Here is a 12,847-nt window from a genome sequence, read left to right as displayed (position 1 = left end):
TTACCTCTTGGTTCTTCCTTTTTTGGAAGCCTTAGCATCTTGCGCCACTCGGAAACCAACCCAGCCGTAAGCCTTAGACTGATCCCGATAACGACGCTGCCCCGGATCCAGCCAATAAGCCGTATCCATCCAAGAGCCGCCCTTAATCACACGAACCTCATTGGTAATGTTGGACGTTCTCTGTTTGGTGTCTTTTTCCAAAATGACACGCCCCTTGTTATCCACGATAAAACGTCTAGCAGGCGCATTATACATATTGTATGAGGAAGAGGAAGCACTATCCGCTTCGCGGCCGTAACCCACCTCAAGTGAAGACCTATAATCCCCGTCCCTAAAGTTACGGTAATCCGCTACCACTTCCCTCTGATACTGCCCCGGAAGTCCCCGATAAACCAAACGCCCATCCGCCAAAGTATCGTATTTAAGATTACTTCCATTGATGGTTTCATACGTTCCGTCCGCATTACGAACCGTCTGCTTAACCACATTCCCTCGGTAGTAATTAAAATCGTTTCCTTCCTGATCGATAATCGGACGATAAACATCCGCCGTCCATTCGGCAACGTTGCCAAACATTCCGTAAATCCCCAAATCATTGGAAGGGTACTGCTTCACATCCGCCGTGATGGCCGAACCGTCGTTCTTCCACCCCGCTACACCGGAATAGTCGCCCACCCCATACTTAAAGTTCTCCAAAAACATTCCGCGATTTCTTCCTTTACGACCACGAAGCTCCTCAATCTTTGGTTTTTTCTCCAAATAATTGTTATAATCCCTATTCTTTTGCAAGCCCAAAGCCGCAAACTCCCATTCCACCTCGGTTGGAAGACGAAACTTCTCCACCACGCCGGAAGTTGCATTTCTATTGGCTGCCAAAATTCTTTGATTCTTCGTACGAATTCCCGTCGCTTTCTGAGCCCTCTGCTGATTAATATATTCTTGCATCGCCGGGTCATTAGCCTTATACTTATCCAAGGTAAAAGAACTCTCCCCTTGGTTCCCCGTATCGCTTACGTAAAGATCCTTCGACAAAACCCCTTTATCCATCAATGCTCTTTCGTTGGCCCGATCCGTTAACCATTCGCAGTAGCGGTTCGCTTGTTGCCACGAAACCCCCACCACAGGATAATAATCATACTCCGGCGAACGGAAATAAGTTTCCGCCAAGTCGTTTCTGGAAAGACGGTTATTCCAAACCAAAGTATCCGGTAGTGCTCCCGTGTAAATCTCCTTAAAACTCGGATCGGAAGGAGGAAAAACATATTTCAGCCACGTAACATACTCTCTATATTCGTAATTGGTAATCTCGGTTTCCCCTATAAAAAAAGAGCTCACCTGCATCCTACGAGGCGTATTATTCCAATCGTGCATCACATCGTCCTTCACCAATCCCATGGTAAAAGTCCCCCCTTCTACATAAACCATCCCCGGCCAACCTTTAACTTTTTCTTGCTTACCGGAAAAGAACCACCCCTTTTGGTCGTTCGGCTTCCATCCGGTTTTACTGGTGAACCGCTTGGTACCGCCTCCGTTTTTGGTATTCCCTCCTCCACAACTCACCAACAAAAAGGCAGAGCTAAGAGCCATCAGAGAAAACAACTTTATTTTTTTCATATCGGATATAAAAAGTTTCAAAGTACAAAGAAAAACTAAAAAATTAAATTAATCAAATCCTCAAGAGACTTTTTTAGCTTAACGGGCTTAAATAATTTTTATTTTGTTTTATCGTTATTTTTGTAAAATTTCACGTAATTTGTGCTTCAAATAAACCATGAGGAGAGAATTATTTTTTTTAGCTGCCCTCTTTTCCGCTTCTTTTTTGACGGCTCAGAAGGTCGATTTGGTATGGAACGACACCGAAACCGTAGACTACGGTAGCGAAAAGATAGTCTATCCCAAATTTGAAAACAAAGGCTACGAAGCATCCGGGTTGACCGTATATCTCAACCACCAAATCGCTTCCAATGGCAAAAAATACCAAATCGCCTCGCTGGCATGGGAAGAAATATCCCCAAAGGAACTCTACGGCCTCTCCGCCAATGAACTTCCCCAAAACGACGAAACCAACATCAACTACCATCTCTCCCCCGATAACACCGAAATTTTCACGGCACGTTTGGCCGCCCTAAAAAATGAAAACGGAAAAATCTACCGTTTACGTTCCTTTACGCTTGTCGATCAAACGGCCTCGCCCGCCAAAACAAAAGGCCACACCTCCAAAATAATAGGAACCACCGAAAATCCTTTAAAAAACGGAACCTTTTACAAAATAAGAGTCGATAAAAGCGGGATTTTCAAAATCACCCCCCAATTTTTAAGAAACAACGGCATTAATCCGTCCTCCATCAACCCTAAAAATATCCGTATTTACGGGAACGGAGGGCTTGCCTTACCCGAATTCAATGAAGACAGCCGCTACGCCTCTCTCCAAGAAAATGCCATTCAAGTGGTTGGCGAAGAAGACGGCGTCTTCAATGAAGAAGATTATATTCTCTTTTATGCCCAAGGACCACACGGTTTCAATGTATATAATTCCGGTCATCAAGCCTATTTGAGAAATACCCGAACCGAAACCCGAACCGACCGTAGCCATAATTTCGTTAACATCTACGACGATTACGCGTATTACTTCATCAATTTCGATTTGGGAGAAGGCAAACGGATTTTGGACGACACCACCACTCTACCCACCACCCTGTTGACCCGATACGATGATTACCAATACATCAACGAAGATAAAACCAATATCCTTAAAATCGGTAGGTTATGGCTCGGCGACGCCATTACCTCGCCATACCAGGTCAAGTTTTCCAAACGATCGCCCTTCCGCCCTGATGACGTCCTGATTTACCGGGTAGCCGTAGCCGCTTATAAAGCCCAAAACACCAGCATCGCCTTCGATATCAACGGCCTCTCTCCCTTAACGCAAAATGTGGGCTCTCCCATTTCGGATCTGGTAAAATACACCTCTTACAACGGCTCTACCACCGGATTCAGCGGAACCGATATCCAAATCAACATTACGCCGAACCTCACGGCCAATCCCGCGGGACTATTTTACATTGATTACGCGGAAATAATTTACAAAGAAGATTTAGACTATAATGGAACTCAAATGAATTTCCGTTCGTACGACGTAAGGGAAGGGACTGGCACCCGCTACGGTTTCGCCTTATCCAATGCACTCGGAGCAGAGCAGGTATGGGACGTATCCGACCTTACCAACGTCAAAAGGAAAATTAACCTGTCATCCTCTAACGGCACATACAGCTTTGCCTACAATGCAGATTCGGAAGTGTTTAATAACGAATTTGTCGCCTTCAAACACGCTTCTGCCTATTCGCCCCATTTCTTGGGAAGAATCGACCCTCAGGATCTACACGGCCTCCAAAACATCGACTACCTTATCGTCACCAGCAAAGCCATGATACCACAAGCCGCACGACTGGCCTCCCACCACGAAACCAATAACAACTGGCGCACAGCCGTCGTTGATGTCGAAGCTATTTACAACGAATTCAGCAGCGGAAGCAAAGACATCACAGCCATAAGAGATTTTGTTTCCCGCCTGAAAAACGAAACCGGAAACCTCCAATACCTCCTGTTACTGGGAGATACCAGTTACGACTACAAAAACAAAACCCCACTTAACGACAACATTATCCCCGCCTATCAAAGCGAAGAAAGCGGTAATTTCATCAACAGTTACGTCACGGACGATTATTTTGCTATGACGGCCCCTCAAACAGCCTCTTCAATCGCCGCAAATATGCCTGATATTCCCGTGGGAAGATTACCAGCCTCCAATCTTCAACAAGCTAAACTACTTGTCGACAAAACCTTGGCCTACTACAACGCTCTTCCCGGACAATCCTCTCCGTTCGGAGCTTGGCGGATGAATCTGAACTTCGTTGTCGATGACGATTACGATGGAGGCAGCCCTTTCCATAACGTCATGGAAAACTCGTTAATCAATACCTTTGAAACGGGAAGTTTACGCAAAGAATATAATATCGGAAAATTGTATTTGGATGCCTACCCCGCCCAAGCCACGGCCGCAGGGCAACGTTTTCCTCAAATCAACCAAGCCATCAGCAATGCGGTGGGCAATAGTTTGTATCTCTTTTACTTCGGCCATGGAGGAATCAACGGTTGGGCTCAAGAAAGGGTATTGACCGTAAACGACATCCAAAATTTCAATAATTTCACCAGTGTTTACAGCCGATTTCCATTGGTTTCCACCATTACTTGCGAATTCACGCTATGGGACGAGCCCGAAGTCCAATCGGCAGGCGAACAGGTTATTAAACACAACAGCGGCGGAGCGGCAACCATGATTACCTCCAGCAGGGCTATCGGGGTTCCTTACGGCCGGCAATTTACCGATATTTTTACCCAATATATGTTTCAACTCCAGAATAACGACTTTTTGCGGTTAGGCGATGCTTTCCTAGCGGCAAAAAAACGCAAAGGACTGGACTCCAACCACCTAAGGGTAAACTTCCTCGGCGACCCGGCCATGAAACTAAGCCGCCCCAAACCACTTCTTTCCATCGACAAAATTGAAACTCCAGTGGATGGCCAACTAAGAGCATTGGATTTTGTTAAAATCACGGGAAAAGTCCTCCGGGAAGACGGCACTTTGGATCAAACTTTTAACGGAAAAGCCGTAGCCAGTGTCTTTGACAAGAAACTCCAAAAAGAAACCCTAAATAACGACAACAGCTCCAATATGCTTCCAAAACTGAAATTTACGGAAGAAGGAAGCGCCATTGTAAAAGCTGCGTCAAAAGTAGTAAACGGAACATTCACCATGGAGTTCTATGTCCCCAAAGACATCAACTACGATTTAGGAGAAGGTCGATTACTTTTGTATGCTGATAACTTCGAAACAGCCAAATCTGCCGCCTATGACGTCTTTAACAACCAAAACCTCAACATCGGAGGCATCAATGAAAACGGATTAAACGACAAAGAACCTCCGAAAGTCCACCTCTACATGAACAACACCCACTTCGCAGACGGTGGAATTACCGACCAAAATCCGACCCTTTTGGCTTGTATTACCGACAATACCGGCATTAACTCCACAGGATCCGGTATCGGGCACGACATTACAGTCATCTTGGATGGCGAAGTCGTAAACACCATCGTGCTGAACGACTTTTTTGCCGCAGGCGAATCCAACGGATGCCTTAATCCCTCTTTGGCCGACTACCAAAAAGGCTCCGTAACTTATCCGTTCCGAAACCTCACGCCCGGAACGCATCAATTGACATTCAAAGTCTGGGACATAAACAATAATTCCACCACCTCCACGTTAAACTTTGTAGTAAAGGACGAAAGCGACCAAAAGTTGAAAATCAACCGACTGCTAAACTGGCCCAATCCTTTTACCAGCCACACCTCGATACAGTTCGAGCACAATTGCGACGATGTCTTGGAGGTTAACGTTCAAATCTACACCCTCACAGGGCGTTTGGTAAGAACGCTAAGCATCCCGGTAAGTGCCGAACCGTTTATGGAAGGATACCGCACCCCAAGACAAGCCATTATTTGGGACGGAAAAGACGATTTTGGCGACAGTGTGGGCAAAGGAACTTATATTTTTAAGGTCTTTGCCAAAAGTCAAAACCAAGATCGCTGCAAAGGAGGCGCAAGTGCAGTGGAAAAAATGGTACTTTTAAAATAGAAATTCAGATGATCAAAATCAAAACTATGAAATTAAAATCAAAACTTTTTTTAGGCCTCGGGCTGGGATTAGCGAGTTTCGCTTCCGCACAAATCGGAAACGTACGCCCCGTACTGACCGGTGCACCGTTTCTTAGAATCTCCCCTGACGCAAGAGCAGGCGGTATGGCCGACCAAGGGGTAGCCACCTCCACCGATGCATTTTCCCAATATTGGAATGCGGCTAAATACCCTTTCAGTAAAACGACCTCCGCGGTAGGGGTAAGCTACACGCCTTACATGAGTAAATTGACCAACGATATTTTCCTGCTCTATGCTTCATACCATCAGTTTTTAGGGCAAGAAGAACGTTCGACCCTTTCGGCCAGTGTTTACTATTTCAATATGGGGGAAGTCGATTTGTCCAGAATCGTAGGAACAGAAGTCGTTAGCGACGGTATTGCCAAACCTAACGAATTTGCCATAGACATCGCCTACGGACTAAAACTATCCGACCATTATTCCATGGCCGTTACAGGGCGCTATATCCGATCCGATCTTTCAGGTGGATTCAACAGCAATAACACCTTGAAACCAGCCAATTCCTTTGCCGTTGATGTATCCGGGTTTTTCCAGTCCGAAAAACATTCGTCTTTCGGAGACTACGAAGGGCAAGCTCGTGCCGGATGGAGCATTCAGAACTTAGGCCCCCGATTAGACTACACCGGTGACGAAGCTTCCCGCTCTTACCTTCCGACCATGGCAAGACTAGGCGCCGGTTACGATCTTTACTTGGATGACTACAACAAAATCGGTATTACCGCCGAAGCCAGTAAAATTTTGGCTCCCGGATCCGTTCAAGTGGGAACCGACATTAACGATAACCCCGTCTACGATATTCCAAACGTAGGAGTCCTTAGCGGTGTAGGCAAGTCCTTCAATAATCCAAAAAGCGTCATGTTTAGTGGAGCATTAGAGTACGCCTACGATGACGCCTTTGCCGTAAGGACCGGTTATTTCCACGAAAGCGCAGAACAAGGCGGCCGCCAATACGCCACTGTCGGCGTAGGGCTAAAATACCAGTCTTTCGGATTGGACCTTTCCTACCTTATCAATACCTCCAAAATCAATACGGCATTGGATAATACCCTTCGCTTCGGTTTGACTTGGAATATTGGCGAAGAAAGTTCCAACGCACACTAAAACGAAACTTCTATCTCCAAAAAGGCTGCCCATATTGGACAGCCTTTTTTAATTCCGTTTCGTCTCCGATAAGTAAAATACGGATTCAACCTCAAAAAAAATCTACGACAAGATAACTTGCCGCAGATTCTTTTTTTAATTTAACGATTCTACCGTTTAGGCTTTAAGGTATCGGGCATAAGCATACCCCTCCACGCCTGAGGAAGTTCTGATCTTCCACCAATCGCTAGAGCTCTGCTCCACCAAAGTCACCAATTCGCCTTTTCCTGCTTTTCCTACAATAGAGGCCTCTGTTGAAGGCTCCTGACGAATGTTAAGATTGGATTCTTCGGTAGCCACCGTAAGGTTAGCCCCCGCTGCAAGCCCCGAAACCTGAACATCCAGGTTAATATCCGTTGCAGAATAAGTCGGGTCAATAGCTCCCAAAGCATTCCAAACGGCATCTTTAACCGCCGAGGAAGAAGCCTCTCCCGAAACGTAAAGAATCCCATCCTGCTCGCGAACCAAAAGATTAGATACGCCCGCCGCCTGAGCCGCAGAAATTACGCCGGAATATTTATCTTGTAATGTACTCATTTCTTAATTATTTTTTTAAATTATTTTACGACCAAATTGTTATTGTATTTTCCAATCTTCAAAGCATCCACAGATTCCTTGATTTTTCTAGCCTGAGCCGCCGATACATTCCCGGTAAGGGTCAACTCTCCGTTAACCACCTCTACCTTAACGGAAGGAAAATCCTTTACCGCATCCTGAACTCTCTGAAGAACCGCCGCATCAACCTCGTTCACCACCACCGGTGCAGGAGCCTGAACAAGCGTCATATCGTGCACGTCTTTAACTCCGGAAATCGCTTTCAAGGAAGCAATCATGGCATCTCTCTCTTCCTGAGAAGCAAACGTACCGCTAAGATGAGCAACCCCATCCTTCACCTCCACAGAAGCCGTAGGGTTGGAAGTTACTACCGTTGTAGCCTGAGTCTGAAGCTCCGCATCCGAAACCTTTTTCTTACAAGCAATTGATCCGAAAGAGACTGCGACAGCCAAAGCCGCCATTGCAAATGTTTTTTTCATAGTCTTTTTAAATTACGTTATTGTTCAATGTTTAGTTGTTATCAAATGTAATAATAAAATTCGTACCAAGACTTACGAAAACCTTTAAAGTTTTCTTAATTTTAAACTAACCCGCTTAAAACCAAACATATTATTTAGCATTCCCATCAAAGCCGCTGCCTTTAAATTTTCTCTGTAAACCACATTATCACTACCTTCGCAAAAAATAGTCTTATGAAATTTGGTTTCCGTTTTATCTTTTTTATTTTCTCGTTTTGGGGACTGGCTCAATCCTCCCAAAACTCCGATTACGTTAAAGAACACTTCGACAAAAAAGAAGTCTATATCCCCATGCGAGACGGCATAAAGCTATTTACCGCCATCTACATCCCGAAAGACATCGCCAAAAGCCAAAAATATCCTTTTCTCATGCAGCGAACCTGCTACAGCATTGCCCCCTACGGCGAAAACGAGTACCGCTCGTCTCTAGGCCCCAACCCTTTCCTAATGAAAGAAAAATACATTTTCGTTTACCAAGACGTACGCGGCCGTTACATGAGCGAAGGCACTTTCACCAACATGACGCCGCAAGTTAGCCGTAAGACCCGTCAAAACGTCGACGAAAGCACCGACACCTACGATACCATCGAATGGCTCTTGAAAAACATCCCTCACCACAACGGCAAAGTAGGACAATACGGCACCTCTTATCCCGGATTTTACACCGCGGTAGGCACCCTCTCCCGACATCCAGCCTTAGTCGCCTCTTCCCCCCAAGCGCCCATTGCGGATTTTTGGCACGACGACTTCATGCACAACGGAAGGTTTATGCTAGGGTATTTCCGTACGTTTCCCGTCTTTGGCGTTCCCAAAACCAAAGCCGAAAACAAAGCATGGTATAGCGACTCCATGATTAAAACCTCTTCCGAAGACGGTCTGAAATTTTACCGAGAGCTGGGAACCCTGAAAGAAGGCTACGAAAAATATTACAAAGACAACGTCTTTATGACCCAAATCATGCAACACCCCAACTACGACGAGTTTTGGCAAAAAAGAAACCTCCTTCCCCACCTGAAAGGCATTTCTCATGCAGTAATGACCGTAGGCGGATGGTACGATGCCGAAGACCTCTACGGCCCTTTGAACATCTATAAAACCATTGAAAAAAACAACCCCAAAGCCCAAAACACCATTGTCATGGGCCCCTTTTCCCACGGCGGATGGTCCAAAGAACAAGGCTCCCACTTTCACAATGCCATTTACTTCGGAGACAGCCTTGCCACCTTTTATCAAAAAAACCTGGAAACCCCTTTTTTCAACCATTACCTAAAAGGCAATACCAAAGCAAAAGCCGCCTTACCCGAAGCCATGATGTACGACACCGGCAGCAAACAATGGAGAGCTTTCGACGCATACCCTCCAAAGGAAACCCGAAAAATAAAATTTCACTTGGCGGATAAAACCCTGAAAACAGAACCTTCCGATTCCTATACGCAGTACTACAGCGATCCCGAAAATCCCGTCCCGAGTTCCACCGACCTGAAGGGCTTTAACGGCTTCACTCCAAGAAATTACATGACCGAAGATCAACGCTTTGCCCTAAGCCGTCCCGACGTTCTAACATTCACCTCCGAAGTCCTAACCCAAGACCTTACCTTTGCCGGAGAGCTCATGGCACGGTTAAACATCGCTTCCTCCTCCGACGATGCCGATTTTGTCGTAAAATTGATAGACGTTTACCCCGAAGACTTTAAGCCCGTTCAAAAGAAAGAAGGCATCGTCTACGGAAACTACCACCAAATGGTGCGCAGCGAAATTATGCCTGCCCGCTTCCGCGAATCCAAAGAAACCCCGAAACCATTGGTCCCCAATGAAAAAACACCAATCGAATTCCCCCTGCAAGACGTTGTCCACACGTTTAAAAAAGGCCATCGAATTCAAATTCAAATCGCCAGCACCTGGTTCCCTTTGTTTACCGTCAACCCTCAAAAATACATCGACAACGTAAACTTAGCCACCAAAGAAGACTACACCAAAGCCTTCATCAAAATTTTCGGGGACAGCTTCATCGAAGCCGATGTTTTACCCTAAAAAAAACAGAAAAAACCAATACAAAAGACTACAATACGTAGTCTTTTTTTTATTTTAATAAAATTAATTTTAATTTTATTAAAAATATTTTTAAATTTGAGAAAACAAAAAAATAAATGAAACTTCCTGTAATTTGCCCCAGTTGCGAAAACCAACTCATCGTAAGCCACTTGGCCTGCCCCAATTGCGAAACCAAAATTCAGGGCACCTACAAACTCCCTCTCTACCTTAAATTAACCCCGGAAGAACAGGACTTCATCCTCAACTTCTTCCTCTCCAGTGGCAGCATCAAGGAAATGGCTAAACAAGCCGAACTATCTTACCCGACCATGCGGAATAAAATGGACGATTTAATCGAAAAAATAAAACAACTAACCCTAACCCCTTAACTCATGAAAAAAATAAAAACCAAAATGGGATGGGAAGTATTAATCTTCATCGGTTTGCTTATCCTTCCGAGTTCCATCGACGCCTATGAACAAAAGCATTACTTCCCCTTGATTCTCAACGGAGGGCTTCTTTTAGCCGTACTTCTCCTGATGAAATCCATCCAGTATCATATCCGAGGGCATGATTTGGTCGTCAAAAACTCCATCTTCGAAACCACTACCATCGATATCCGCCGCATTCGCAAAATAAAAAAAACCAATAATCTCATTGCTTCCCCCGCCCCAAGCGTATTCGGACGTATAAGTTTATACTGGGATGAAAATCACCTCATCATTTCTCCCGACAATCTTAAAACCTTCGAAACCGAACTCCGTAAAATCAATCCTTCAATCACCATTGAAAAATAACCTCTTATGAAAGCCAAATTTTTCCTGAATCCGTTTGAAAAATTTAACGAAAAAATCCTCCTGATTTTAGGAACCTCTGCTCTTTTAATCGGAAGCCTAATCGGAGCTTTCAACAATGTACGCTACGACGGGGTAATGGACGTGCACTTAGGTTCTTCCTCTTTCTCCACCAGCCTCCTCGAAAACCTCGTGAACACCACCCTGGTCTTCGTCGTTCTCCTTGTGATAGGCAAATCCATAAACGCCAAAACCAGAGCCATCGACCTGCTCAATGTCTCGCTCATCAGCCGTATTCCAGTCTATCTCTCGGCCGTTTTCGTCAACAACCCTTTTATCGACGCCCTGACGCCTAAACTTTTGAATGCCACCCAATCCCCCGAAAAATTAAACCTCCTGCTTTCGGAAATAGTCTTTCTTTTAATCTTTGCTTCCGCCTTGCTTTTATTAAGTCTTTATCAAATCCTTCTCCTTTTTTTCGGCTTCAAAACAGCGGTCAATGCAAAAAAAATGGTCTTCCTGGCTGGCCTTTGCCGCAGGCATCGTTTCCGCCGAACTCCTGTCCAAAATGCTCTTTGCCACTATCCCTTTATAAAACCTTTCCCATTCCGAAACGAATTGTTATTTTTGTAAAAACCAAAAAATCATGCCATTAAAAGCCGTGCTCTTCGATATGGACGGAGTCATTGTAGACACCGAACCCCTCCACCGAAAAGCCTATTACAAAATGTTCAGTGAATTGGGCCTTATAGTGGAAGACGACCTCTACGCCTCTTTTACCGGAGCATCCACCCAAAGCGTTTGCGAAAAACTTATCGCTCATTTCAATTTGGATTTCACATGGCAGGATTTAGCTGGAATCAAAAGAAACTATTTCAAACATTTTTTTGATACCGATCCCGAATTCGACTTAATTCCCGGTGTCCGTGCCCTCATCGAACATTACCATCGCAACGGCCTTACCTTGATTTTGGCCTCCTCGGCACACATGAACACCATCCACTGGGTTTTTGAAAAATTCGGCTTAAATTCTTTTTTCAAAACAAAAGTCAGCGGAGCCGATCTAAAGGAATCCAAGCCTCATCCGGAAATTTTCCAGCTGGCCGCCCAGTTGGCCGATGCCCATCCGAACGAATGCTTGGTCATCGAAGATTCCACCAACGGAATAAAGGCCGCTAATGCCGCAGGAATTTTTTGCGCCGCCTACGCCAGTAAACATTCTTTACGCCAAAACTACGACACTGCCGATTTACTCGTTTACGATTTTGACGAATTAAAAATCGAAAAAATCCAAGCCTATTTCGGATAATCCATTGTTACGTACCATAAAAGAAAAATAATGATATTTGATTTATCTTATCCAAAATCCGAATCCAAAAAAGAGATATTCATTTCATCAATTCTTGTCGGAATTTCCGCTTATTCATTCCTGTTAGTTTTTCAACCTTTCGGAACAAATTCCATATCAGACTTTAAACTTGTCAAAATATTATTTCCTTACTCTCTGATTGTTTTTTCGGTATTCTATTTTGTAAATTTATTTTCACTAAAAAAAATAAAAAAATGGAATTTAGGAAAAGAAATCACCAAGATAATAGTCATTATTCTATTATGTTCTACACTCGGATATTTCTACAATTCTTTGATAATTAGCAAAGTACAATTAAGTTTTCTAAACTTTTTGTATATGTTTTTCTATGCTTTCAGCATAGCTATCCCAATTTGTTCCGTCTATATCCTTACAAGATTTATTTACCTGAATCATAAAAACAATAGGTCAGCAGCAGAATTATCAGAAAAAATAACATCTATAGGAATTGTAAACAATATCATATCAAAAAATCAAATCCGTATAAATGATTTCACAATTAACGAAGATGATTTATATTTTAAAATTCACACTAATTCATTAAGTTATTGATATATAAAAAATTATAAGCATTTTTTCAATTTCAGGTAACGAATTAGTAACTCAACTTGCTTCTTTTGATTTCATTGATTTTCATCGGAACTCAATACGACAAAGGTACGATATAT

Annotated in this window: 10 protein-coding genes; 7 read left to right on the top strand and 3 right to left on the bottom strand. The window is 44.0% G+C overall.

Annotated elements, in window-relative coordinates:
- A complete protein-coding gene (gene gldJ / locus VQ048_RS02785; RefSeq protein WP_327610162.1) occupies positions 1-1,614 on the bottom strand; it encodes a gliding motility lipoprotein GldJ in 1,614 nt (537 codons plus the stop codon).
- Between the two features lie 157 nt (positions 1,615-1,771).
- Between gldJ and porU the strand changes: the two genes are divergently transcribed.
- Together porU and porV are read left to right on the top strand one after the other, a co-directional pair.
- A complete protein-coding gene (porU, locus tag VQ048_RS02780) occupies positions 1,772-5,692 on the top strand; it encodes a type IX secretion system sortase PorU (RefSeq protein ID WP_327610161.1) in 3,921 nt (1,306 codons plus the stop codon).
- Between the two features lie 26 nt (positions 5,693-5,718).
- A complete protein-coding gene (porV, locus tag VQ048_RS02775) occupies positions 5,719-6,873 on the top strand; it encodes a type IX secretion system outer membrane channel protein PorV (RefSeq protein WP_327610160.1) in 1,155 nt (384 codons plus the stop codon).
- 156 nt (positions 6,874-7,029) lie between these two features.
- Here the strand turns inward: porV and VQ048_RS02770 are convergent, their stop codons facing one another.
- Positions 7,030-7,449, bottom strand: coding sequence for an SH3 domain-containing protein (locus VQ048_RS02770; RefSeq protein WP_327610159.1), 420 nt, complete (start codon positions 7,447-7,449; stop codon positions 7,030-7,032).
- Between the two features lie 20 nt (positions 7,450-7,469).
- A complete protein-coding gene (locus tag VQ048_RS02765; RefSeq protein ID WP_327610158.1) occupies positions 7,470-7,946 on the bottom strand; it encodes a BON domain-containing protein in 477 nt (158 codons plus the stop codon).
- A 213-nt stretch (positions 7,947-8,159) separates the two neighbouring features.
- Between VQ048_RS02765 and VQ048_RS02760 the strand changes: the two genes are divergently transcribed.
- From VQ048_RS02760 to VQ048_RS02740, 5 genes are all read left to right on the top strand, one after another.
- Complete coding sequence (locus VQ048_RS02760) at positions 8,160-10,016, top strand: CocE/NonD family hydrolase (RefSeq protein WP_327610157.1); 1,857 nt, start codon at positions 8,160-8,162, stop codon at positions 10,014-10,016.
- A gap of 116 nt (positions 10,017-10,132) precedes the next feature.
- A complete protein-coding gene (locus tag VQ048_RS02755; RefSeq protein ID WP_327610156.1) occupies positions 10,133-10,405 on the top strand; it encodes a DUF2089 family protein in 273 nt (90 codons plus the stop codon).
- A gap of 3 nt (positions 10,406-10,408) precedes the next feature.
- Positions 10,409-10,813, top strand: coding sequence for a PH domain-containing protein (locus tag VQ048_RS02750; protein ID WP_327610155.1), 405 nt, complete (start codon positions 10,409-10,411; stop codon positions 10,811-10,813).
- Positions 10,814-10,819: 6 nt separating this feature from the next.
- A complete protein-coding gene (locus VQ048_RS02745) occupies positions 10,820-11,443 on the top strand; it encodes a hypothetical protein (protein ID WP_327610154.1) in 624 nt (207 codons plus the stop codon).
- Positions 11,444-11,456: 13 nt separating this feature from the next.
- Positions 11,457-12,119, top strand: coding sequence for an HAD family hydrolase (locus VQ048_RS02740; RefSeq protein WP_327610153.1), 663 nt, complete (start codon positions 11,457-11,459; stop codon positions 12,117-12,119).
- Positions 12,120-12,847: the final 728 nt, after the last annotated feature.

The sequence above is a fragment of the Bergeyella anatis genome (genome assembly GCF_036016955.1).
Taxonomy (GTDB): domain Bacteria; phylum Bacteroidota; class Bacteroidia; order Flavobacteriales; family Weeksellaceae; genus JAYWXI01.
The sequence above is the reverse complement of the archived record's forward strand: the minus strand, read 5'-3'. Positions and strand labels throughout refer to the sequence as shown.